At 32.8% G+C, this 22,865-nt stretch carries 25 protein-coding genes and 2 tRNA genes; 16 read left to right on the plus strand and 11 right to left on the minus strand.

Annotation, left to right across the window (positions count from 1 at the left end; all coding sequences use genetic code 11):
* Positions 1–233 precede the first annotated feature (233 nt).
* From thrS to rplT, 4 genes are all read left to right on the plus strand, one after another.
* Positions 234–2,171 (plus strand): threonine--tRNA ligase, encoded by a 1,938-nt coding sequence (thrS, locus tag V1468_RS14845; protein ID WP_331810994.1) that lies wholly within the window; start codon positions 234–236, stop codon positions 2,169–2,171.
* A gap of 36 nt (positions 2,172–2,207) precedes the next feature.
* Complete coding sequence (gene infC / locus V1468_RS14850) at positions 2,208–2,759, plus strand: translation initiation factor IF-3 (protein WP_331811148.1); 552 nt, start codon at positions 2,208–2,210, stop codon at positions 2,757–2,759.
* Between the two features lie 68 nt (positions 2,760–2,827).
* Positions 2,828–3,025 (plus strand): 50S ribosomal protein L35, encoded by a 198-nt coding sequence (rpmI, locus tag V1468_RS14855; protein ID WP_019388182.1) that lies wholly within the window; start codon positions 2,828–2,830, stop codon positions 3,023–3,025.
* A 107-nt stretch (positions 3,026–3,132) separates the two neighbouring features.
* A complete protein-coding gene (gene rplT, locus V1468_RS14860) occupies positions 3,133–3,477 on the plus strand; it encodes a 50S ribosomal protein L20 (protein ID WP_208155216.1) in 345 nt (114 codons plus the stop codon).
* An 80-nt stretch (positions 3,478–3,557) separates the two neighbouring features.
* Here rplT and V1468_RS14865 read toward each other — a convergent pair whose 3' ends face one another.
* The 9 genes from V1468_RS14865 to tgt form a co-directional block, all read right to left on the minus strand.
* Positions 3,558–3,980 (minus strand): secondary thiamine-phosphate synthase enzyme YjbQ, encoded by a 423-nt coding sequence (locus tag V1468_RS14865; protein WP_331810995.1) that lies wholly within the window; start codon positions 3,978–3,980, stop codon positions 3,558–3,560.
* A 6-nt stretch (positions 3,981–3,986) separates the two neighbouring features.
* Positions 3,987–4,265 (minus strand): EF-hand domain-containing protein, encoded by a 279-nt coding sequence (locus V1468_RS14870; protein ID WP_331810996.1) that lies wholly within the window; start codon positions 4,263–4,265, stop codon positions 3,987–3,989.
* A gap of 55 nt (positions 4,266–4,320) precedes the next feature.
* Positions 4,321–5,505, minus strand: coding sequence for an asparagine synthetase B (locus tag V1468_RS14875; RefSeq protein WP_331811149.1), 1,185 nt, complete (start codon positions 5,503–5,505; stop codon positions 4,321–4,323).
* A 155-nt stretch (positions 5,506–5,660) separates the two neighbouring features.
* Entirely contained in the window at positions 5,661–6,695 is a 1,035-nt protein-coding gene (locus tag V1468_RS14880) for an AI-2E family transporter (protein ID WP_331810997.1), read from the minus strand.
* Between the two features lie 73 nt (positions 6,696–6,768).
* Positions 6,769–8,301 (minus strand): replicative DNA helicase, encoded by a 1,533-nt coding sequence (gene dnaB / locus V1468_RS14885; RefSeq protein WP_331810998.1) that lies wholly within the window; start codon positions 8,299–8,301, stop codon positions 6,769–6,771.
* Positions 8,302–8,470: 169 nt separating this feature from the next.
* Complete coding sequence (locus V1468_RS14890; RefSeq protein ID WP_331810999.1) at positions 8,471–9,424, minus strand: acetyl-CoA carboxylase carboxyltransferase subunit alpha; 954 nt, start codon at positions 9,422–9,424, stop codon at positions 8,471–8,473.
* A 49-nt stretch (positions 9,425–9,473) separates the two neighbouring features.
* Positions 9,474–10,382, minus strand: coding sequence for a DMT family transporter (locus V1468_RS14895; RefSeq protein WP_331811000.1), 909 nt, complete (start codon positions 10,380–10,382; stop codon positions 9,474–9,476).
* Positions 10,369–11,445 (minus strand): LptF/LptG family permease, encoded by a 1,077-nt coding sequence (locus V1468_RS14900; protein WP_331811001.1) that lies wholly within the window; start codon positions 11,443–11,445, stop codon positions 10,369–10,371. Before V1468_RS14900 ends, V1468_RS14895 begins: the two co-directional genes overlap by 14 nt.
* 3 nt (positions 11,446–11,448) lie before the next feature.
* Positions 11,449–12,579 carry a tRNA guanosine(34) transglycosylase Tgt gene (tgt, locus tag V1468_RS14905; RefSeq protein ID WP_331811002.1) on the minus strand — a complete coding sequence of 377 codons (1,131 nt, stop codon included), beginning with the start codon at positions 12,577–12,579 and terminating at the stop codon, positions 11,449–11,451.
* A gap of 166 nt (positions 12,580–12,745) precedes the next feature.
* Between tgt and V1468_RS14910 the strand changes: the two genes are divergently transcribed.
* Genes V1468_RS14910 through V1468_RS14925 form a run of 4 tightly spaced genes read left to right on the plus strand, consistent with a single transcriptional unit; the run spans position 12,746 to position 15,904 of the window.
* Positions 12,746–13,591 carry a transketolase gene (locus V1468_RS14910; RefSeq protein WP_331811003.1) on the plus strand — a complete coding sequence of 282 codons (846 nt, stop codon included), beginning with the start codon at positions 12,746–12,748 and terminating at the stop codon, positions 13,589–13,591.
* Position 13,592: 1 nt separating this feature from the next.
* Positions 13,593–14,300 carry a hypothetical protein gene (locus tag V1468_RS14915; RefSeq protein WP_331811004.1) on the plus strand — a complete coding sequence of 236 codons (708 nt, stop codon included), beginning with the start codon at positions 13,593–13,595 and terminating at the stop codon, positions 14,298–14,300.
* Positions 14,297–15,250, plus strand: a complete 954-nt coding sequence (locus V1468_RS14920; RefSeq protein WP_331811005.1) for a transketolase family protein — start codon at positions 14,297–14,299, stop codon at positions 15,248–15,250. Before V1468_RS14915 ends, V1468_RS14920 begins: the two co-directional genes overlap by 4 nt.
* A 54-nt stretch (positions 15,251–15,304) precedes the next feature.
* Entirely contained in the window at positions 15,305–15,904 is a 600-nt protein-coding gene (locus V1468_RS14925) for a porin family protein (RefSeq protein ID WP_331811006.1), read from the plus strand.
* A 69-nt stretch (positions 15,905–15,973) separates the two neighbouring features.
* Here V1468_RS14925 and V1468_RS14930 read toward each other — a convergent pair whose 3' ends face one another.
* The gene (locus V1468_RS14930; RefSeq protein WP_331811007.1) at positions 15,974–17,011 is read right to left on the minus strand and encodes an FKBP-type peptidyl-prolyl cis-trans isomerase; all 1,038 of its coding nucleotides are present in this window, start codon (positions 17,009–17,011) and stop codon (positions 15,974–15,976) included.
* A 137-nt stretch (positions 17,012–17,148) separates the two neighbouring features.
* Here V1468_RS14930 and V1468_RS14935 point away from each other — a divergent pair, with 137 nt between their 5' ends.
* The 3 genes from V1468_RS14935 to V1468_RS14945 are packed head-to-tail and all read left to right on the plus strand — an operon-like array spanning position 17,149 to position 18,638.
* Positions 17,149–17,523, plus strand: coding sequence for an RNA-binding S4 domain-containing protein (locus V1468_RS14935; RefSeq protein ID WP_331811008.1), 375 nt, complete (start codon positions 17,149–17,151; stop codon positions 17,521–17,523).
* Positions 17,510–18,100, plus strand: coding sequence for a methyltransferase (locus V1468_RS14940; RefSeq protein ID WP_331811009.1), 591 nt, complete (start codon positions 17,510–17,512; stop codon positions 18,098–18,100). The genes V1468_RS14935 and V1468_RS14940 overlap by 14 nt, the downstream gene beginning before the upstream one ends.
* Positions 18,101–18,134: 34 nt before the next feature.
* Positions 18,135–18,638: a phosphoribosyltransferase family protein gene (locus V1468_RS14945; RefSeq protein ID WP_331811010.1), complete on the plus strand. Its 504-nt coding sequence runs from the start codon at positions 18,135–18,137 to the stop codon at positions 18,636–18,638.
* Here V1468_RS14945 and V1468_RS14950 read toward each other — a convergent pair.
* Positions 18,630–19,151 (minus strand): shikimate kinase, encoded by a 522-nt coding sequence (locus V1468_RS14950; protein WP_331811011.1) that lies wholly within the window; start codon positions 19,149–19,151, stop codon positions 18,630–18,632. The two genes, V1468_RS14945 and V1468_RS14950, sit on opposite strands and share 9 nt — an antisense overlap.
* A gap of 135 nt (positions 19,152–19,286) precedes the next feature.
* Between V1468_RS14950 and V1468_RS14955 the strand changes: the two genes are divergently transcribed.
* The 5 genes from V1468_RS14955 to V1468_RS14975 all read left to right on the plus strand — a co-directional run bounded on the left by V1468_RS14955 (position 19,287) and on the right by V1468_RS14975 (position 22,863).
* Positions 19,287–19,359, plus strand: a tRNA-Lys gene (locus tag V1468_RS14955).
* Positions 19,360–19,411: 52 nt separating this feature from the next.
* Positions 19,412–19,496, plus strand: a tRNA-Leu gene (locus V1468_RS14960).
* Between the two features lie 142 nt (positions 19,497–19,638).
* Positions 19,639–20,541 (plus strand): MerR family transcriptional regulator, encoded by a 903-nt coding sequence (locus V1468_RS14965; protein ID WP_331811012.1) that lies wholly within the window; start codon positions 19,639–19,641, stop codon positions 20,539–20,541.
* A complete protein-coding gene (locus V1468_RS14970; RefSeq protein ID WP_331811013.1) occupies positions 20,541–22,001 on the plus strand; it encodes a phytoene desaturase family protein in 1,461 nt (486 codons plus the stop codon). Before V1468_RS14965 ends, V1468_RS14970 begins: the two co-directional genes overlap by 1 nt.
* Before the next feature lie 22 nt (positions 22,002–22,023).
* Positions 22,024–22,863, plus strand: coding sequence for a phytoene/squalene synthase family protein (locus V1468_RS14975; protein WP_331811014.1), 840 nt, complete (start codon positions 22,024–22,026; stop codon positions 22,861–22,863).
* Positions 22,864–22,865 lie beyond the last annotated feature (2 nt).

Genomic DNA, 22,865 nt, shown 5'->3' on the forward strand with positions numbered 1-22,865 from the left:
ATGCCTAAACTGTTAATGAACGTCCCGATATCTCTGCCTGTTTGGCCGTTTCGGGGGTGCAAATATATAACGGTTTTCGTTATTACCAAATACTTTTTGAAATTTTATTGAAGAAATATTCTACAAACCTAAATTACAACAGATTACAGTATATTTAATTTTATTAAAAACTTCACTTTGTCCTTTATATATATAGGTATATCTTTGTGGGCTAAAATTATATAGACAATTAAATGATAAAAATTACTCTACCTGATGGTTCGGTTCGATCTTTTAATAAAGAAGTAACTCCTTATGAAGTGGCTGTAGATATTAGCGAAGGTTTTGCGCGTAATGTTATTTCAGCTAAATTCAATAATACCATTATTGAAACTACCACTCCATTAACAACTGATGGTAGCCTTACCTTATATACATGGAAAGATGATGAAGGAAAGAAAGCTTTTTGGCATTCTTCGGCTCATGTTTTAGCGCAAGCGTTAGAGGAACTCTATCCGAACGTAAAACTTTGGGTTGGTCCTGCAATTGAAAACGGTTTTTATTATGATGTTGATTTAGGTGAAGATTCTATTTCAGAAAAAGACTTCAAAACCATTGAAAACAAAATGATAGAAATAGCTCGTGGTAAACATGATTTTAAAATGCGAGATGTTTCTAAAGCAGATGCTATTTCATATTATAAAGGTAAGAATGAATATAAAGTAGATTTAATCGAAAACCTTGAGGATGGTACTATAAGTTTCTGTGATCATTCTTCATTTACAGATTTATGCCGTGGAGGCCATATACCAAATACTGGTATCATTAAAGCTGTAAAAATACTTAGTGTAGCTGGTGCCTATTATAAAGGTGATGAAAATGAAAAACAATTAACAAGAGTTTATGGAATTTCCTTCCCTAAACAAAAAGAATTAACCGAATATCTACACTTACTGGAAGAGGCTAAAAAAAGAGACCATAGAAAACTCGGTAAAGAATTAGAGCTATTTACTTTCTCACAAAAAGTAGGTCAAGGACTACCTCTATGGTTACCGAAAGGAGCTGCATTAAGAGAACGATTAGAAAATTTCCTAAAAGCTGCTCAGAAGAAAGCTGGTTATGAAATGGTTGTTACCCCACATATTGGCAATAAGGATTTATATGTAACTTCTGGTCACTTCGCTAAATATGGTGAAGATAGTTTTCAACCAATAAACACTCCTGCAGAAGGTGAAGAGTTTCTCTTAAAGCCAATGAACTGTCCACATCACTGTGAGATATATAATAACAGACCATACTCTTACAAGGAGCTACCAAAACGATTCGCTGAGTTTGGTACTGTCTATAGATATGAGCAAAGCGGAGAGTTACATGGTTTAACTCGTGTTAGAGGATTCACTCAAGATGATGCTCATATCTTTTGTACTCCAGATCAATTAGACACTGAATTTAAGGAAGTAATAGATTTGGTATTATATGTGTTCGGCTCTTTAGGATTTGAAAATTTTACAGCCCAAGTCTCTCTAAGAGATCCCCAAAATCCAGAAAAATATATTGGTAGTGATGAAAATTGGGAAAAAGCTGAACAAGCGATTTTAAATGCAGCAAAAGACAAAGGTCTAAATTATGTAGTGGAAACTGGTGAAGCTGCTTTTTACGGACCTAAACTAGATTTTATGGTTAAGGATGCTTTAGGGCGTCAATGGCAATTAGGAACTATCCAGGTGGATTACAACCTTCCAGAGCGTTTTGACTTAACATATAAAGGTAGTGATAATGAGCTTCACAGACCTGTAATGATACACAGAGCGCCATTTGGAAGTATGGAACGATTTGTTGCAATTTTGTTAGAACACACAGGTGGAAACTTCCCACTTTGGCTTATGCCAGAACAGGTTATGATATTATCTGTAAGTGAGAAATATGAAAAATACGCCGAAAAAGTTTTAAATTTGTTAGAAAATAACGAAATTCGCGCCCTCGTAGATAACAGAAACGAAACTGTAGGGAAAAAAATTAGAGAAGCAGAAATACAAAAATTTCCTTATATTATAGTTGTCGGCGAGCAAGAAGAAAATGACAACACAATAACCGTAAGAGAACACGGTGGTGGAGATCTTGGCACAATAAGTGTTGTAGAATTTTCTGAAATGATCAATAATAAAATAAAAGAAAGCCTAAAAAGCTTTTAATAAATAAAGTTTAATTAAAAAATATAAGCCATAGCAATACGTAGAAACAGAAGGAGTTACAACAGACGAGAAGCCCAAGAGGATAAGCATCGTATAAATTCCAAAATTAGAACTGAAGAAGTTAGAGTTGTTGGAGAAAATGTCGAAGTAGGCATTTACCCTATCAAAAAAGCATTATCCATGGCTGACGAACAAGGATTAGATCTTGTTGAGATTTCGCCTAATGCGAAGCCTCCTGTTTGTAAGATTATGGATTATAAAAAGTTTCTTTACGAACAAAAGAAACGTGAAAAAGCTTTAAAAGCAAAAGCTTCTAAAGTTGTTGTAAAAGAAATTCGTTTTGGTCCTCAAACAGATGATCATGATTATGAATTTAAAAAGAAACACGCTGAGAAGTTTTTAAAAGATGGAGCAAAACTTAAAGCTTTTGTATTCTTTAAAGGCCGATCAATAGTGTTTAAAGAACAGGGACAAATCTTATTATTAAGATTGGCGCAAGATCTTGAAGAGTATGGTAAAGTTGAACAAATGCCAAAACTTGAAGGTAAACGTATGATTATGTTTATTGCTCCCAAAAAAGTAAAATAAAAAATATTCTGTTGCTTTTTCAATAGAATATAAAAGATAAGCGAAACGTAAATTAAAACTAGGACAAAATGCCTAAAATGAAAACAAAATCGAGTGCTAAGAAACGTTTCAAACTAACTGGCACTGGTAAAATTAAAAGAAAGCACGCTTTTAAGAGTCACATCTTAACAAAGAAGTCTAAAAAGCGTAAGCTTGCGTTAACCCATGATACATTAGTACATAAGGCTGACGAAGATAATATTAAAACAATGTTACGTTTAAAGTAACAACGTTTTAATATCGGTTAAAACAATTTATAAACCCTGGAGTTAGGCAAAATTATTTAGCAAGTACCATATTTTTGGTCGCCTACTACAAAAAACAATTAAAAGAAATGCCAAGATCAGTAAATTCAGTTGCTAAAAGAGCTAGAAGAAAAAAGGTTCTTAAGCAAGCAAAAGGTTACTTCGGAAGACGTAAAAACGTTTGGACAGTAGCAAAAAATGCGGTTGACAAAGCGATGCAATACTCGTACAGAGACCGCAGAAACAAAAAAAGAACATTCCGCGCGTTATGGATTATGCGTATTAATGCAGGTGCTAGACAACACGGAATGAGCTATTCTAAGTTTATGGGTAAATTAAAAGCTAACAATATCGAATTGAACCGTAAAGTTCTTGCAGATTTAGCAATGAATCACCCAGAAGCTTTTGAAGCAATAGTAAACAAAGTAAAGTAAGGCTTTTAGCCAAATTAATAACAACATTTCGCTTAAAAAAATCCGATTCTTACGAGTCGGATTTTTTATTTACTAAAATTCTAATTTCCAAAAGCGGTTATAATCAACTGTCTTCCTGAAGCATAATCTCTGTGCTCACAAAGGTAAATACCTTGCCAAATGCCCATATTTAGTTTACCATTGGTAATTGGTATTTGTACTGAAGCTCCCATTAAAGATGCTTTTATGTGTGCTGGCATATCGTCTGGCCCTTCAAAGGTGTGTTTATAATACGGCTGATTTTCGGGTACCATTTTATTAATATGGCTTTCAAAATCTAATCTTACTGTTTGGTCTGCATTTTCATTAATGGTTAAACTTGCAGAAGTATGCTTAATAAAAACTTGTAATTGACCTATTCTTATCTCTTCTATTTCAGGAATTACATTTATTACTTTCGAAGTAATGAGATGAAAACCTCTTGGGTAAGCCTCTAGTTTGATTTCTTTTTGAAAGAATTTCATTCGATTTTATTTTGAACCATCAGAAATTTCATCAATAGCAAACTTAAATTCTTTCCAATCTATCAATTCATCGCCATCCTTATCATAACCCTCAATGAGCATTGATGACACAATCCCTCTTAGAAAACCACTGATCTCTGCTTGTTTCAACAATTTTTTAATTTCATTTTTTGACAATTTTCTATCTCCGTCTTCATCAAAAAAAGCAAATGCTTCTTCTGGCGTTTTAAAGTGATTTGTAATTAGAATTTGAATCTTATTAAGTATTTGTTCTTTTGTAGACATTTTAAATCTTTTTGAAAGTCAATTATAGTTAAACTGCACTAGTAAATAATTAGAATCACGTCTTCTGCTTCTTCTTCTTAGCAGCTGGAAAAAGAACATTATTTAATATTAACCTATAACCAGGCGATGTTGGGTGTAAATCGAGTTCCGTTTTAGGATCTCCTACTCTATGTGTATAATCTTCTGGGTCGTGGCCACCATAGAATGTAAAAAAACCTTTACCCTTAATTCCGTGAATGTATTTTGCCTCGCCATTAGTTCTATTTTCTCCCATCACTAATACATTAGATTTAATTTCATCTCTTGTAAATGATGTGGTTTGTCCCATAAATCCTTTAACCAAAGATGTATGATTTTGTGTTAGCATGGTAGGAATTGGATCCCATTTTGCTGAATATTCCATCAACGAGAAATAATCTGTTTTAAATGGAATTTGACGTTTAGATGTCATATCTATTGAAGAAAATTCATAAACATTAGGATTACGCTCTAAAATAAAATCCTTAAACGCAAAAGTTTTAGAATAATCTATTTTATTTTGATATCCTGGATCACTTCCATCACCATCAAACATAGGCTCGCAAATATCAACATCTTCTGCTGATAAAGCAATATCAAAACTATCGGTTGCAGAACACATTGCAAACATAAATCCTCCTCCTACTACGTAATCTCTAATTTTTAAGGCTACGGCTAATTTTGCATCCGAAACTTTATCATAGCCTAGCTTATTTGCTAGTTCTTCTGCCTCTTTCTTTTCTTCTATATACCAAGCTGCAGAACGATATGTTCTGTAAAATTTTCCATACTGACCTGTAAAATCTTCGTGATGCAGATGTAACCAATCGTAAAGTAACAATTCGTCATTTAGCACTTCTTCATCATAAATAGTTTCATACGGAATTTCAGCATAGGTCAAAACCATAGTTACTGCATCGTCCCAAGGTTGTTTTCCATAAGGTGTATAAACAGCAATCTTAGGTGCTTTTTCTAATACAACAGCTTCTTGATTTACTGCAGGACTAGCAATTTCATCTAATATTTTCTTTGCTTTACTGTCCGAAATCACTTCAAAAGATACACCTCTTATCTGGCATTCACGCTGAATGATTTCTGCATCAGGCAACAAAAACGAACCGCCTCTATAATTTAATAGCCAATTTACTTTCAGTTCTCGTTCTAGAGTCCAGTAGGTGACTCCATAGGCTTTTAAATGATTTTCTTGTGACTCTGCGTCCATAGGAATTAGAATGTAGGATGCATAGGCATTAACACCAAAAAATAATGCAAATAATATGAAGGTTAATTTTTTCAAGTTCATAGATTTAGAACGAAATATAACCAAATTTTATTCTGAGAAGAAAAAAATTATAATAGTTTTATGAAGTAATGCTCTTATTTTAAAGTGGTTTCCTTACCTGAAAGCAAACTCGCAATGACTTTAGTGCTTGGAAATTGTTCTAAAATAATCTTGATAAAAACAGTTATAGGAATAGCCATTATTAGTCCTGGAATTCCCCAAAGAAATCCCCAAAACATCAACATAACCAATACTGCAATGATATTTATTGAAAAGGATTTTCCCATAAAAATTGGCTCTAAGATTGCACCAAAAACAACTTGAACCATAGAAATTGAAACTATAAAGAAAAGTAATGTACTTGTTGGATCTAACTCTACAAAGGCAAAAATTGAAAGCAAAATCACCGAAATAAAAGAACCTACCATTTGCACAAAGTTAATGGCGAAGGCAAATAGTCCCCAAAATATTGGAAAACTCACCTCAAACATTACACACATTAAACCTGTAAATAACCCTGTTAACGCACTTACCAAAAACTTTACTTTAATGAATTTGATCAGATCTTTTTCAATCTTCATAAAAGCCTTTATAGAAGTATGCTTTTGTTTTAATATGGTATTGTTAAGTAAATTATGGACATTTATAGACTCGCCTAACCATAATACAACAAAAAAGGCTGTCATTAAAAGTGTTGTAAAAAACGTTCTTAAAAAACCAAATGTAGTACCCAAGTTTTCCTTTTCAAAAAACTGAGCTAAAAAACCTTTATCTTGTTCAAAATCAATACCAAAACTGTTGGATAAATATACTTTTAAGTCTGCCATTTTTTCCTCTGCCTTTGGAATAAATTCTGATTTGGTAGCCAAGATTTCTCTACTAGATAACTGAATTAATTCAACACCTAGATACACTACAACAGTTACTAAAAGCAATACGACTATTATACTCAGAAATTTAGGTACTTTTCTCCTCCCAAGTTGTCGCATTATAGGCAAAAACAACAATGCAATAAACATTGAAAAAATCAGAGGTATAAATATAAAAGACAGTACTTTAAGTAAATAAAACACTAATGGAATAACTATGATTAACAACAAGATATTGGTTGTACGTCTTTGATCTAACATGAGGCAATTTTCTTCTTAAATAGCGAAGCGTAAATATAGGTTAAAAAAGAGGCTTAATACTTATAAAATGATGTTAAAAAGGTACACCATCATCATCAGGACCACCAAAAGCATCACTTGCTGAAGGAAAACTATCTGGCGTAAAAGTATCGTCGTTAGCACCTGTGTTCATTTTTGAATGAAATTCACCAAAAGGGGTATCAAAATCATCCAAATTATCAAACTTACCTAAGTGACCAATAAACTTCAATCTAATATTCTCTAAACCACCATTTCTGTGTTTTGCTACGATAAATTCACCTTGACCTTCAGTTGGCGAACGCTCTTCGTCATCCCACTCATCAATTTTATAATATTCTGGTCTGTAGATAAATGATACAATATCGGCATCTTGCTCAATCGCACCAGATTCACGTAAATCTGAAAGTAATGGTCTTTTACTACCACCACGTGTCTCCACAGCACGCGATAACTGAGATAATGCAATAACAGGTACATTTAATTCTTTTGCCAAAGCTTTAAGGTTACGTGAAATCATAGAAATTTCCTGCTCACGATTACCACCTTTTTGACTTCCACCTGCTGTCATTAACTGCAAATAGTCAATCATAATCATCTTAATACCATATTGCGATGCCAAACGACGCGCCTTCGCTCTCAAATCGAAAATGGATAATGATGGTGTATCATCAATATATAACGGTGCCTTTTCTAAGGTTTTAACTTTAACATTAAGCTGTTCCCATTCGTGTTTTTCAAGTTTTCCTGTTCTTAACTTTTCTGAGGACAAACCTGTTTCACTCGAAATTAAACGTGTAATTAGCTGCACAGATGACATCTCTAAAGAAAAGAATGCCACAGGATGATTAAAATCTACAGCTATATTACGAGCCATGGTAAGCGTTAAAGCTGTTTTACCCATACCAGGACGCGCTGCAACAATAATTAAATCTGATGGTTGCCAACCAGACGTTAACTTATCTAACTTATCAAAACCAGTTGGTATACCACTTAGACCTTCTTTATTTGAAATCTCTTCAATCTTCTTTTTTGCTTGTATTACCAAACTTTGTGCTGTCTCAGTAGACTTCTTAACATTTCCCTGAGTTACTTCATAAAGTTTAGCTTCTGCATTATCTAAAAGGTCAAAAACATCTTTAGTTTCGTCATAAGCTTCTTCAATAATTTCGTTTGAAATTTTTATTAAACTTCGCTGAATATACTTTTGAAGAATTATACGTGCATGAAACTCAATATGTGCTGAAGAAGATACACGCTGAGTTAACGAAATAAGGTAAAAATCACCACCAACCAATTCTAATTTTTCATCCTTCTTTAATTGAGATGAAACAGTTAATAAGTCAATAGGTTCACTATTTTCAAATAATTTGAAAATAGCTTCAAAGATGTACTTATGGGCATCTTTATAAAAAGCTTCTGGGCTTAAAATATCAATAACCTCATCAACACCTTTTTTATCTATCATCATTGCACCAAGCACAACTTCCTCTAAATCAATAGCTTGAGGAGGTATTTTTCCTTTCTCTAAACTAATAATAGTGCTTTTATCGACTTTATAACCTGGTATTGGATTGGGTTGTTTCATAAATAACAAAAGTAGTTAAATAGTATCGATGAGATGTGTTTTATTTTGTTTGCAATCTCAACAGGTCTTCAACAATCTAACTGTTAATAACTTAAATATATTGTTAATAGTGCCAAAAAAAACTGAAGACTCAACTTCAGTTTTTTTTAGTTGCTTATGTCTAGTGGATTTAGTCTTTATAGACTCCCATTTCATCGTATTTACTCATACGATTTTTCACTAATTCTTTTGGTGATAAGTTTTTTAACTCTTCATAAGTCTTTACTATAGCATCTCTGACCGCTAAAAATGTTTTTTCTCTGTCTGTATGCGCACCACCAAGTGGTTCTTTTATGATTTGGTCTACAAGCTTCATACGTTTCATGTCCTTTGCAGTAAGTTTTAACGCTTCGGCTGCCTGCTCTTTATATTCCCAACTTCTCCATAAAATAGACGAGCAAGACTCTGGTGAAATTACAGAATACCAAGTGTTTTCTAACATCATAACCTTGTCTCCCACTCCAATTCCTAAAGCTCCTCCAGAAGCTCCTTCACCAATAATAATCGTTATAATTGGCACTTTTAAACGAGACATTTCTAAAATATTCCTTGCAATAGCTTCGCCTTGTCCTCTTTCTTCTGCTTCTAATCCTGGATAAGCACCAGGAGTATCTATCAAAGTTACAACAGGTATTCCGAATTTTTCAGCAGACTTCATAAGACGTAATGCCTTACGATAACCTTCTGGGTTAGACATTCCGAAGTTTCTATATTGTCTTGTTTTGGTATTGTATCCTTTTTGTTGACCAATAAACATGTATGTTTGGTCACCGATTTTACCCAAACCGCCAATCATAGCCTTATCATCCTTAACATTTCTGTCTCCATGTAATTCTAAGAAAGAATCTCCACAAAGTGCTTTGATATGATCTAGTGTATATGGTCTGTTAGGGTGACGAGACAACTGAACACGTTGCCAAGCCGTAAGATTTTTGTATATCTCTTTTTTAGTTTCAGCTAGCTTTTTCTCGATCTGTTTACAGGTTTCTGTAACATCTACATCACTCTCTTTTCCAATAATTTGGCATTTATCAAGCTGCTCTTCTAATTCTTTTATGGGTAATTCAAACTCTAAATATTCCATACAATTTGAAGTTAGTTTTTAGTTAATTAAGTCTACAAATATACAAACTTCAATTGTTAACAGGCATCTTTTTTCGTTTTCGAGCTTTATTGTTTTTCAACAAAGCATCAAACAGGACTATTACTATTATTAAAGTTGCTCCAAAATAAAACTGAGAAGACATCTGCTCGGTTTCAGGAAAAAGAAATAACGCTAATATTATACCATAAATTGGCTCTAAGTTGTAGGTTAAAATCACCGTAAAAGGACTTATGTATCGCATTACCTCAACTGCACCAATAAAAGCATAAGCTGTACATACCGAAGCTAAAATAAAAATGTAAACCCAATCTATTTGCGTAAGTGTGAAGAAACTTTCATTAAAATGTATTCCGGAAAAATGTATGAATAAACTTAAAAATAAAACTCCACTTATAAACTCATAAAATGAAATGACTGTTGAATTATACTTTTCGATAAATCGTCCATTTATAACAGCAAATAAGGTTGAAAAAAGCGCAGATAGTAATCCCAATATGATACCATTGATATATTTTAACTCACTACTTGTAATTAGAAATACTCCAAGTATTACTATTAATCCAAAACCTATTTCATAAACCAAAACACGTCTTTTAAAAAATATTGGCTCTATAAATGACGCAAAAAAAGCTCCTGAAGAAAACATAGCTAACGCAATAGAAACGTTAGATTGTTTTATAGATTCAAAAAAGGTAATCCAATGTAAAGCAATTATAACGCCAGCAACAGAGAACTTTATAACTGCCTCTTTACTCACCTTAATATTGAGCTTTATAATTTTTATATAGATAAACATTAAAACAGCTGCTATTGCCATTCTATACCATACAATTGCTGTAGCACCTGCTGAAATTTCCTTACCTAGAATTGCTGTAAAACCAGCTATAAAAACCAGAAAATGTAAATGAAGATAATCCTTTAATCTAGCGTTTGGCATTTTGTAGGAGGTATACAGCTAAAATACCAAATATTATATTAGGAAACCATACTGCTATAACAGGCGAAAAATTGGACTGCTCTGCCATAACCCCAAATATTTTATCAAAAAAGACATAAATCATAGCTATAGCAATACCAAACGCTAAGTTAACTCCCATGCCACCTCTACGTTTAACTGACGACACTGCGACGGCAATAATAGTTAATATAAATATTGAAACTGGTAAACTCCATTTTTTAAGTTTTACCACTTCATATCTTCCTATATTTTTTGATCCTTTCTTTTTTTCTGACTCAATAAACCTTAAAAGTTCACTATAAGATTTGGTCTCTGCTGCATATTCAACTGGTGTTAAATCTTCTAATTCAAAAGGAAATATGGTGTCCTTTCTACGAAGTTTTTCCACAGTTTCTACTCCGTTTTCAAATGAACGTTTTACATATGAGATAAGTCTATAACTACTATCTCTTTCAACATATCTAATATTGTCAGCAAAAATTTTATACTTTAGTTCGTTGCCTTCGAAATGCTCATAAGTGAAGTTTTGACCTATCTTACTTGCTGGTACAAAACTGCTCACATATATATAATCATTATCATTTATTTGCTGGTAAACGTGCCTTGTTTCTTGTATTTTTTTGTGCTTCTTAAGGTATTTGTATTTAAACTCATTAAACCCTTGACTAGCTATAGGCGCCAAATACATTCCCAAAACCAAAGCAATGGCAGCTACAATTGTTGCCCCTATTAAATAGGGTCTTAAAAATCTAGTAAAAGATACTCCTGAGCTTAAAAAAGCTACTATCTCTGTATTGTTGGCTAGCTTAGATGTAAACCAGATTACAGATAAAAATAAGAACAAAGGAAATAACAGATTGGCAAAGTAGACCGTAAAGTCTATGTAATAGGCTGTAACCTCACTAAAAGGTGCTTCATTTTCTATTATTTTCCCTACTTTTTCGGCTAAATCTACTGTAATTCCTATAGGAATAAACAGCAATAACATCATTAAAAATGTTAACAAATAGCGCTTAAGTATGTACCAATCTAAGATTTTCACTTACTACAATCTTTTATCCATTTGTTTAACCATCTTTTCTTTCCAAATTTTAAAATCACCTTCAATAATGTGTTTTCTAGCTTCTCTTACCAGCCATAAATAAAATCCTAAATTATGAATTGTAGCTATTTGCTTTCCTAACAACTCATTTACTGAGAATAGATGCTTTAAATATGCTTTACTGTACTCTGTATCTACAAAGGTAATTCCCATTTCATCTATAGGCGAAAAATCATCAGCCCATTTTTTATTTTTAATATTTATGGTGCCATGTGCTGTAAACAGCATACCATTTCTGGCATTTCTGGTAGGCATAACACAATCAAACATATCTACACCTAACGCAATATTCTCTAAAATATTGATAGGCGTGCCAACTCCCATTAAATAACGAGGCTTTTCCTCTGGTAAAATATCACAAACCACTTCTGTCATAGCATACATCTCTTCTGCTGGTTCTCCAACTGACAAGCCTCCGATAGCATTTCCTTGCGCTCCGGCATTTGCTATATATTCAGCAGATTGTATTCTTAAATCCTTATAGGTACTACCTTGTACTATTGGAAAAAATGTTTGTTCGTAACCATACTTAAACGGTACTTTTTCTAAATGCGTCATACATCGCTCTAGCCAACGATGCGTCATATGCATTGATCGTTTTGCATAGTTATAATCGCATGGATAAGGCGTACATTCATCAAAAGCCATAATGATATCCGCACCAATTGACCGTTGAATTTCCATAACATTTTCTGGTGTAAACACATGATAACTACCATCTATGTGAGATTTAAATTTTACACCTTCCTCTTTTATTTTTCTATTTGCGGATAAAGAATAAACCTGATAACCACCAGAATCCGTCAAAATATTGCGGTCCCAATTCATAAACTTATGAAGTCCTCCTGCTTGTTCTAAAATAGGAGTCTGAGGTCTAAGGTATAAGTGGTATGTATTCCCTAGTATAATATCGGGATTAATGTCATTCTTTAGTTCGCGCTGATGCACACCTTTTACTGTTGCTACTGTACCAACAGGCATAAAAATTGGTGTTTCTATATGACCATGATCAGTGGATATAACACCTGCTCTTGCCTTCGTTTCCTTATCTTCTGCTACGCGATTAAATTTCATATATATAAGTCTGGTGGCAAATATAAATAACTCAAATACATTCGAGTCTTAATTAAATTCAAAAATTGTTAGCAATTCTTCAAAATCGTTAATAAGTGAGAGTTTAGGGTTTTTGAATAGGACTATTAAAAAGCTACTTTTGCAGCATTAATTTAAGCTAAAAAACATGTCTAATATTCAACAATTAGAAGATTTAACCACTCAAGTTCGTAGAGATATCCTACGCATGGTACACAAAGTAAATTCTGGTCATCCTGGAGGATCATTAGGTTGTGCAGAATTTTTCGTATGCCTTTACAATGAAATAATGGAAACCAAAGACGGTTTTGATATGGATGGTATAGACGAAGATTTATTTTTCTTATCTAACGGTCATATCTCACCTGTATTTTACAGTGTACTTGCACGAACTGGTTATTTTCCAGTTGAAGAGTTAAACACATTCAGATTAATAGATTCTAGACTACAAGGTCACCCAACAACGCACGAAGGCTTACCAGGTATAAGAATAGCGTCTGGTTCTTTAGGTCAGGGAATGTCTGTAGCTATTGGTGCTGCTGAGTCTAAAAAATTAAACAACGATAACCATCTTATATATAGTTTACATGGAGATGGTGAACTACAAGAAGGTCAAAACTGGGAGGCCATTATGTATGCTGCCGGAAATAAAATAGATAATCTTATTTCTACTATCGACCTGAACGGACAACAGATAGATGGGTCAACCGATACTGTTTTACCTATGGGCAACATAAAGGCAAAATTTGAGGCTTTCGGTTGGACTGTTGTAGAAATAGAAGATGGTAATAACATTGAAGCTATTTTAGAAGGTATGCAAAACGCAAAATCCTTAACAGGAAATGGCAAGCCTGTATGTGTATTACTAAAAACTGTAATGGGTAATGGTGTAGATTTTATGATGCACACACACGCATGGCATGGTAAAGCACCAAACGATGAGCAATTAGCAACAGGTTTAGTACAGAACGAAGAAACTCTTGGAGACTATTAAGATGAAAAAATTACTATTTATATTTCTTTTAGCAACTTTAGTTTCCTTTTCGCAAGAAACTGTAATCGATATAGATTATACTGTTGACTACGCTATTCCTAATGAGCGAAAAAAAACAATTGACACAATTTCTATAGGTTTTGACAAAGATGGAAAGTACCTATGGACTAATGATGATTTACTAACAAATGAGTTTGGAAAATCTGTTTTTCTAGGTGGTGCTAATAAAATAGAAGGATCACAATTTAATTTAATCTACAGTGCTGAAAATGATAAACTAATTATTTTTTTCAAATTCGCTGAAAGCATAATATATGCCAATTTAGATATTGAAAACATACTACCAGTAGATGAAAAGGATGCAATAAATGAAAATATTAATCTTATTACTGAAGATATAAAAGAAGAAGATAGTGTTGTAGATTTTAAAACTAGTACCTACAAACTATATCCAGACTTCGAACCTTCTGAAGCAATTACTATTTCAGTAGCAGATAATCTAAACTGTAAGAATAACGTGTTTTTTTCAAAGTTTGTAGGTTTAATGCTAAGAATGACCTCTAGCAAAGGGCAAATAACAGTTGATTTACCTGATGGTCTAATTTTAAAAGCATTAGACGAGAAAGGGTCTGTTTTAATCGAAGCCATCAACGTAGATAACACTAAAAAAACACTTACTATTAATCATAGTTTCAAAATCACAGAATGAAAACATATACAAACACAGGAAATAAGGATACACGCTCTGGTTTTGGAGCTGGTTTAACAGAGTTAGGACAAACAAATGAAAATGTTGTAGCGCTTTGTGCTGATTTAACTGGATCTCTTAAAATGGATGATTTTAAAGCCAATCATCCAGAACGATTCTTTCAAGTAGGTATTGCAGAAGCTAATATGATTGGTATGGCTGCAGGTATGACAATAGGAGGTAAAATTCCGTTTACAGGCACATTTGCTAACTTTTCTACTGGTAGAGTTTACGACCAAATTCGTCAAAGTGTTGCTTACTCTCATAAAAATGTAAAAATCTGTGCTTCGCATGCTGGTGTTACATTGGGTGAAGATGGTGCAACTCATCAAATCTTAGAAGATATAGGCTTAATGAAGATGCTACCAGGAATGACTGTAATTAACACTTGTGATTATAACCAAACTAAAGCTGCAACTTTAGCTATAGCAAAACACGATGGTCCTGTATATTTGAGATTCGGTCGTCCTAAAGTACCTAATTTCACACCAGAAAATGGCAAATTTGAAATTGGAAAAGCTGTAAAACTTACTGACGGAAACGATGTTACTATAGTAGCAACAGGCCATTTGGTTTGGGAAGCTTTAGAGGCTGCAAAAGTTTTAAATGATAATGGAATTAGTGCTGAAGTGATAAACATTCACACTATAAAACCATTAGATGATAAAGCAATTTTAGATTCAGTTTCTAAAACAGGATGTGTCGTAACCGCAGAAGAACACAATTATTTAGGTGGTCTTGGAGAAAGTGTTGCAAGAGTATTAGCGCAGCACAACCCAACACCTCAAGAATTTGTTGCTACAAAAGACACATTTGGAGAATCTGGCACACCTGCACAGCTTATGGACAAGTACGGTTTAAACAGCTCTGCCATACAAGAAGCTGCAAAAAAAGTACTGAAAAGAAAATAACTTCATTTTGGCAACGTTTTTGATATTAGATACCTAATCTTAAAAACGAACAATATGAAAAATTTGAAAAAAGCAGCTCTACTAGCTGTAGTTCTGGCATTTGTTGGATTAAGTGCGCATGCACAAAAAGGTAGTGCCTTTGGCTTTAAAGGTGGTTTAAATTACAGCGCTAATGGTGATTATTTTGAATCCATTGGTGATAACGCCAAAAATCCAGACCGAAACATTGGCTATCATGTAGGACTATTTGGCAAAATTGGAAACCAGTTTTACTTTAGGCCAGAGCTTGTTTATACAGCAACAAAAAGTGATTACGATGACAACGCATTTAATATTAAGAAATTAGATGCACCTCTTTTAGTTGGAATTAAAGTTTTAGGACCTGTAAGTGTATTTGGTGGTCCTTCACTACAATATATTCTAGACACAGAGTTTGAAGGTATTGATATTGACAATGTTGAAGACGATTTCTCTGTTGGGTTAAATTTTGGTATAGGTCTTAATTTTAATAAAGTAGGGATTGACCTGAGATACGAAAGAGGTTTTAATGATAACGAAGCTACGTTTATAAATAATAATTTAGGCACCAGTGTTTCTAGTAGAATTGATACAAGACCAGATCAGTTAATACTAAGTTTATCTATTGCTTTATAAATTAGCAAACCATATAAATAGAAAAAGCCGCTAAAAGCGGCTTTTTTTATTTCTTAATGAAGCATATTTCTATTCCTCCTCTTCATTATAATTTATAGCAATGTCTTCTTGTAAATAGTCTGGTGTACCATTATTATCAGAGTCTACAGCTGTAACAGTATTTATTGTAATAATACCGTTGGAAGTAGATCTATTTAATTCATACTCATTACTTGCTAACGTTGGCTCTGTTTCTCCCATATTTGTGTCAACAGTGTAAGTAGTAGGCACTAACTCATTAATAGTTAATACACCATCATTATCATCATCTTGATCTATATAATTAGGAGCTAAATCCTCATCTGTATCATCTTCAAATACATCTAAATTAGCATCTAAATCCTCCACATAAGAAGGGATACCATCTGCATCATGGTCTACTTCTTCGTATTGTAACAGTTCAAACTTAAATACAAGATTAGAATAAGATGCTATACTACCAGAGCCAGTTCCTGAAAAATATCCAATGCCAGAAGGTACAAACATTACACCTAAACCAAAATTGTTATAGTTTGTTATACCACCTGAGTTCATAAAACTGTCCGCACAATTAAACATTGGTACAACTAATTGCCAAGCTCTGATAAGACCTGGAGTAAATCCAGCTCCTGTTAAAAATAAATCTTCAGGTGTAGCAAGGGAATCAAAAACAGTTCCATCTACTAGTGTAAAACCTTCGTATCGCATTCTTACTTGATCTGTAAATCTTGGAGAGTCACCAGCACCTTGATTTAATCTTAAAACATAGTAATCATAATCTGTATCTTCATAAGTAGTACTATGGGTTTCTACGGCATCTAAAAGTAAAGTATGTCCTGCTGGCACATCTTCGCCTTCTGCGAGCTCAGTAATAACTATATCTGAATATTTATGATTCGTTCCTGTAAGAAAGAAATCTGAATTGTAATAGTGCGTAGAAAGATAAGCTACAAGCGAGTCGCTATCTGCTAATTGCTGCTCTCCTCTATCTCTTACCACTACATCAGGAACAGTAACATCATCATCTTTGCAAGAAATTACAAAAACTGTTACTAATAATAAACAAACTATAAATTTTATTGATTTCATATTCTAATTACTATTTTTTGATAGGATTAACCACAAATCATATCAAATATTCATTATTGCTTTAATTATGTGGCGCAAGATACATTAAATTAATATTTTTATGCCAAAAGGTTAACGTAGATTTTAGTTAAAAATATATGCGAATTGATAAATATTTATGGTGTATACGCTATTACAAAACTAGAAGTTTGGCAACGCAAGCCTGCAAAAAAGGACAAATTAAGATAAACGATAGTGTAGCAAAGCCGTCGAGGGAAGTCTACCCAACTGATAAAATTGAATTAAGAAAAGATCAAATCACTTATCAATTAACAGTTAATGACATACCTCCCAATCGGGTTGGCGCTAAGTTAGTAGATATCTACAGAATAGACACTACTCCTAAAGAAGCTTTTGCTGCCAAAGAACTTTTAAAGTACAGTAAAGACTACTACCGTAAAAAAGGAACCGGAAGACCAACTAAAAAAGATAGACGAGATATAAATAGTTTTTATAACGATGATGAAGAATAAATTTGACAAAGCTTATTGGGAACACAGATATGAAGAAAATAAAACTGGATGGAATATTGGATATGCATCACCACCAATAAAAAAATATATAGAACAATTAGATAATAAGTCTATTTCAATTTTAATTCCTGGCGCTGGTAATAGTTTTGAAGCCGAATTGTTATGGGGTAAAGGGTTTACAAATACTTTTGTCCTAGATATTGCCAAACAACCGCTAGAAAATTTAAGAAACAGGGTGAAAGATTTTCCTGACGAACAATTACTACATCATGATTTCTTTGAGCTTAATAGTAAATTTGATCTTATCATAGAACAAACTTTTTTCTGCGCATTAAACCCTGATTTAAGGAAGCAATACGTAGAAAAAATGTATCAACTATTAAAGCCTAACGGTAAGCTAGTTGGATTACTGTTCGATTTTCCATTAACAGAGTCTGGTCCACCTTTTGGAGGTAACAAAGACGAATACGAAGCAATCTTCAGTAAATATTTTAAAATTAAAATACTAGAACGCGCAACAAATTCTATAAAAGAAAGACAAGGTAAAGAACTGTTTTTTATCTTTGAACGACTGTAATTTTATTTACTTACTAAAAAACAACATACCTACCATGGCACTTACAAAGAATACTATTTTAAGCCATAAAGAAATTGAGCACAAAATAAGACGCATATCTTACCAGATATACGAGAGCAACGTAAATGAAACTGAAATTGTAATTGCAGGTATTGAAAGTAATGGTTACATCCTTGCTAAAAAAATAAAATCACAGCTCGATAAAATTTCTGATATCAATTCTACACTTTGTAAAGTTACTGTTGATAAAAACGAACCAATCAACCCAATTAAAACATCCATAAAAAGTGAAGACTACGCTAATAAGTCTATAGTTTTAATTGATGATGTTCTAAACTCAGGCAGCACATTAATTTATGGAATAAAGCACTTTTTAGATGTCCCTTTAAAACAATTTAAAACTGCTGTTTTAGTAAACCGTAATCACAAAAAATTTCCTGTAAAGGCAGATTTCAAAGGTATTTCTTTATCTACTTCTCTTTTTGAGCATGTACATGTCAACCTCTCTAAACAACCCTATGAGGCTTATTTAGATTAAAGTCTTAACAATTTCTTCTAAAAGCTCTTTTATAGATTTATTGTCTGATAAAATAATATTTGGCGATTGATTGTAATATTGTGTACGCTCAAATAGATGTTTACCTATAAATTCTGTAAGCTCTTCTTTAGTTTTAAGGTGACTTATTAAAGGTCTGCTATCTTTTTCTTTAAATAATCTTTCCGTAAGCTGTGGAATTGACATTTTTAAGTAAAATAACTTAACTTTTTCAGACTGTTTAAGCAACGTAATATTGTTACCATAGCAAGGAGTACCACCACCTAAGGCTAAGACTATATCATCCTTTGAAGTTAAAACATCATTTAAATAATAGGCTTCTTTTTTTCTAAAATATATTTCACCTTTATTCTTAAATAAGTCATTAATTGAACTGTTTTCTTGTCCAGAAATATAGTCATCTAAGTCTAAAAAATTGTAATTCAACACAGTAGCTAAATTCTTACCTATTGTAGATTTACCAGAACCCATATATCCCATTAAAGCAACTATCATAAGACTTAATTATTTAAAAATTAGGCACCAAACTTAATCAAAATAAAAAAACAAAAATTTAAATAAAAAAAGTGTTGTTTTATTAATTAAACATTATATATTTGCACCCGCATTAGAGAAGCACATTTAATGTTAGACCGGGTAGCTCAGTTGGTAGAGCATCTCCCTTTTAAGGAGAGGGTCCTGGGTTCGAGCCCCAGCCCGGTCACAAAAGTTAAGCATCATTGCTTAACTTTTTTTTTATATTTACTTTTCATTTTGCGCACGTGGCGGAATTGGTAGACGCGCTGGCTTGAGGGGCCAGTGACCGTTTAGGTCGTGGAAGTTCGAGTCTTCTCGTGCGCACAATTATTTTCTTATTTCTAAAAATTTATCATCTTCTACTCTAACTAAGATACCTTAACAACAAATTTTTCATTAATTTTTGTTAATTCTATTAATGCTATTATTTAAAATCTTATTTTTGTTTAACTTATTTTGAAAATAAATGAACAATATTAAGAGTCAATTTAGTATTAAAGATTTAGAAAATCTTACTGGAATTAAAGCACATACCATAAGAATATGGGAAAAGCGCTATAATTTACTACAACCTAAACGAACCGACACCAATATAAGATATTACGACTTAGCTAATTTTCAAAAACTACTTAATGTTAGCTATCTTAATAACAATGGATATAAAATATCTAAAATTGCCACAATAGACGAAGAACAAATACCAAACCTTGTTAAAGAGATTGCAAACGAAAACAATTTAGAAAGTCATGCCATTAATGCGTTTAAGCTATCAATGCTAAATTTTGATCAATCTTTATTTTACAAAACCTATGAATCTCTATTAAAAGATATAGATTTCGAAAGTATTTTCTACAATATTTTTATTCCGCTTTTAACTGAAATAGGATTGCTTTGGCAAACAGACACCATTACGCCAGCGCATGAGCATTTTATCTCAGGCTTAATAAGGCAGAAAATTTTAATTAACACAGAGCTAATACAAGTCAAACAAGAATATAAGTCAACAAAAACCTTTGTACTTTATTTACCTGAAAATGAAATACACGAACTTGGTTTAATGTTTGTCAATTACCTCTTGTCTAAAAAAGGGTGTCATTGCATTTATTTAGGTCAAAGTGTACCCATTACAAGCTTAAGCGATTTACAAAACTATTATGATGATATCATATTTATTTCATATTTAACAGTAAGTCCAAGCACAGAAGATGTACATAAATACCTTGAGAATTTTGAAGATACATTACTTAAAAATAATAACTCAAGTCTATGGCTTTTGGGTAAAATACTAGAAAGTTCTGATACAGAAAATTTACCAAAACAAATAAAAACGTTTAAGTCCATAAAATCCCTTACAAGCTCAATAGACTAATGAATAAGACCATATCAATAATCGGTTCAGGCTTTTCTTCGCTATCAGCGGCATGTTACCTTGCTAAGGAAGGGTATAATGTTTCCATATTCGAAAAAAATAAAACCGTAGGAGGAAGAGCGAGACAACTGATTAAAGATGGTTTTACATTTGATATAGGACCAAGCTGGTACTGGATGCCAGATATCTTTGAAAAATTCTTTAACGACTTTAACAAAAGTACCAGCGACTACTATGTATTAGATAAATTAAGCCCTGCCTATAAAATTTTCTTTTCGGATGATGTTATCACTATTGGCGACCACATGGATCAAATTTGTGAAGAATTTGAACGCATAGAATCTGGTAGTTCTAAACCATTGCGTAAATTTATTGCCCAAGCACAAGACCATTATAATATTGCTATAAACAAAGTAGTTTTAAAACCTGGTATATCACCATTAGAATTAGTTACAAAAGACACCATTACACGTGTGGATCGTTTTTTTAAAACAATAAGTACTGAGGTTAGAAAAAAGTTTAAAAATCCTAAATTAATATCTACACTAGAGTTTCCTGTTTTGTTCTTAGGAGCAAAACCTAGTCAAACTCCTTCATTTTATAGTTTTATGAATTTTGCTGACTTTGGCCTAGGTACATGGCATCCTAAAGGAGGTATGTACGAAATCATTAAGGCCATGAGAAGTTTAGCTGAAAGCTTAGGTGTAACTATACACACCAACAGTACTGTTGAAAAGATTAATGTTGAAAACGGAAAAACTACCGGAATTACTGTTAACGGTAAATTTGTAGCCTCAGATGTTGTTTTGAGCGGTGCTGACTATCATCATTCTGAAACTTTATTAGATAAAAACTACAGACAATATTCTGAAGCCTACTGGGACAAGAGGACCTTTGCCCCTTCTTCTCTGCTCTTTTATGTTGGTTTTAATAAGAAGCTGAATGATATTGAGCATCACAATTTATTTTTTGATACAGACTTTGAAAAACATGCTGAGGATATATATGATAATCCAAAATGGCCTGAAAATCCATTATTTTATGTTAACTTCCCTTCAGTAACAGATAAAAGTATGGCTCCAGAAGGATGTGAAACAGGTTTTTTTCTTATTCCTATAGCGCCAGGTTTAGAAGACACTGCCGAGTTAAGAACACAATATTTTGATATAATTATAAATCGATTTGAAAGCTTAACTAACCAAAAAGTAAAAGACAATATTCTATTTAAAGAATCCTTTTGTGTTAAGGATTTTATAAGTGAATACAATTCATATAAAGGAAATGCCTACGGTATGGCAAACACCTTGAGACAAACTGCTTTTTTAAGACCAAATTTAAAAAGCAAAAAAGTAGACGGACTCTACTTTACAGGACAACTAACAGTACCAGGACCTGGTGTTCCACCATCGTTAATATCTGGTAAATTAGTTTCTGAACTTATTCATAAAAAAAATGTTTAATCCCTAAGAAAAAGACCGCATTATGAAATCAATTTTTGACAACGTTTCCAAAGAATGTAGCAAGTTAGTAACCAATGCTTACAGTACATCTTTTTCTATGGCCACAAAGATGCTTTCAGACAGTATTAGACAAGATATATACAATATATATGGCTTTGTCCGTTTTGCAGATGAGATTGTAGACACATTTCATGATTATAACAAAGAAAAGTTATTCAATAATTTTGAAGCTGACTTAGAGGCTGCATTAGCTGATAAAATAAGTCTAAACCCTATTCTCAATTCTTTTCAGGATACCTATCATAAATACAATATAGACAAACATCTTGTTGAAGCTTTTATGAACAGTATGCGATTAGATTTGCATAAAAAAGACTATCTCACCGAAGAAGAATATAAAAATTACATTTACGGTTCTGCCGATGTTGTAGGGTTAATGTGCCTTAAAGTTTTTGTAAAAGGAGATAATGAAAAATACGAAGATCTTAAAGACTCTGCCATGAGTTTAGGCTCTGCTTTTCAAAAAGTAAATTTCTTAAGAGACCTAAAAGCTGATTTTGAAGATTTGAGTCGCACCTATTTCCCTAACACAGATTTAAATCAATTAGATGAAGCCTCAAAAAAAGCAATTATAGACGATATTGAAGCAGATTTTGCCAAAGGCTTACAAGGCATAAAACGTTTACCTCTCGAGGCTCGATTTGGTGTATTTATGGCTTATCGTTATTACAACAAATTGCTGCAAAAATTAAAGCAAACACCTGCTTTAGAAATAAAATCAGCTAGAATTAGAGTACCTAATTATAAAAAAATTGAGCTACTTACACGTAGTTACGTCAAATTTCATTTAAATTTATTATAACT

The sequence above is a fragment of the Winogradskyella poriferorum genome (genome assembly GCF_036553625.1).
Lineage (GTDB): Bacteria > Bacteroidota > Bacteroidia > Flavobacteriales > Flavobacteriaceae > Winogradskyella > Winogradskyella poriferorum.

Excerpts from the sequence above, each read along its gene's own strand:
- thrS (WP_331810994.1), top strand. The coding sequence starts at position 234 with ATGATAAAAATTACTCTACCTGATGGTTCGGTTCGATCTTTTAATAAA.
- rpmI (WP_019388182.1), top strand. The coding sequence starts at position 2,828 with ATGCCTAAAATGAAAACAAAATCGAGTGCTAAGAAACGTTTCAAACTA.
- rplT (WP_208155216.1), top strand. The coding sequence starts at position 3,133 with ATGCCAAGATCAGTAAATTCAGTTGCTAAAAGAGCTAGAAGAAAAAAG.
- V1468_RS14865 (WP_331810995.1), bottom strand. The coding sequence starts at position 3,980 with ATGAAATTCTTTCAAAAAGAAATCAAACTAGAGGCTTACCCAAGAGGT.
- V1468_RS14870 (WP_331810996.1), bottom strand. The coding sequence starts at position 4,265 with ATGTCTACAAAAGAACAAATACTTAATAAGATTCAAATTCTAATTACA.
- V1468_RS14875 (WP_331811149.1), bottom strand. The coding sequence starts at position 5,505 with ATGGACGCAGAGTCACAAGAAAATCATTTAAAAGCCTATGGAGTCACC.
- V1468_RS14880 (WP_331810997.1), bottom strand. The coding sequence starts at position 6,695 with ATGTTAGATCAAAGACGTACAACCAATATCTTGTTGTTAATCATAGTT.
- dnaB (WP_331810998.1), bottom strand. The coding sequence starts at position 8,301 with ATGAAACAACCCAATCCAATACCAGGTTATAAAGTCGATAAAAGCACT.
- V1468_RS14890 (WP_331810999.1), bottom strand. The coding sequence starts at position 9,424 with ATGGAATATTTAGAGTTTGAATTACCCATAAAAGAATTAGAAGAGCAG.
- V1468_RS14895 (WP_331811000.1), bottom strand. The coding sequence starts at position 10,382 with ATGCCAAACGCTAGATTAAAGGATTATCTTCATTTACATTTTCTGGTT.
- tgt (WP_331811002.1), bottom strand. The coding sequence starts at position 12,579 with ATGAAATTTAATCGCGTAGCAGAAGATAAGGAAACGAAGGCAAGAGCA.
- V1468_RS14910 (WP_331811003.1), top strand. The coding sequence starts at position 12,746 with ATGTCTAATATTCAACAATTAGAAGATTTAACCACTCAAGTTCGTAGA.
- V1468_RS14915 (WP_331811004.1), top strand. The coding sequence starts at position 13,593 with ATGAAAAAATTACTATTTATATTTCTTTTAGCAACTTTAGTTTCCTTT.
- V1468_RS14920 (WP_331811005.1), top strand. The coding sequence starts at position 14,297 with ATGAAAACATATACAAACACAGGAAATAAGGATACACGCTCTGGTTTT.
- V1468_RS14925 (WP_331811006.1), top strand. The coding sequence starts at position 15,305 with ATGAAAAATTTGAAAAAAGCAGCTCTACTAGCTGTAGTTCTGGCATTT.
- V1468_RS14930 (WP_331811007.1), bottom strand. The coding sequence starts at position 17,011 with ATGAAATCAATAAAATTTATAGTTTGTTTATTATTAGTAACAGTTTTT.
- V1468_RS14935 (WP_331811008.1), top strand. The coding sequence starts at position 17,149 with ATGCGAATTGATAAATATTTATGGTGTATACGCTATTACAAAACTAGA.
- V1468_RS14940 (WP_331811009.1), top strand. The coding sequence starts at position 17,510 with ATGATGAAGAATAAATTTGACAAAGCTTATTGGGAACACAGATATGAA.
- V1468_RS14945 (WP_331811010.1), top strand. The coding sequence starts at position 18,135 with ATGGCACTTACAAAGAATACTATTTTAAGCCATAAAGAAATTGAGCAC.
- V1468_RS14950 (WP_331811011.1), bottom strand. The coding sequence starts at position 19,151 with ATGATAGTTGCTTTAATGGGATATATGGGTTCTGGTAAATCTACAATA.
- V1468_RS14965 (WP_331811012.1), top strand. The coding sequence starts at position 19,639 with ATGAACAATATTAAGAGTCAATTTAGTATTAAAGATTTAGAAAATCTT.
- V1468_RS14970 (WP_331811013.1), top strand. The coding sequence starts at position 20,541 with ATGAATAAGACCATATCAATAATCGGTTCAGGCTTTTCTTCGCTATCA.
- V1468_RS14975 (WP_331811014.1), top strand. The coding sequence starts at position 22,024 with ATGAAATCAATTTTTGACAACGTTTCCAAAGAATGTAGCAAGTTAGTA.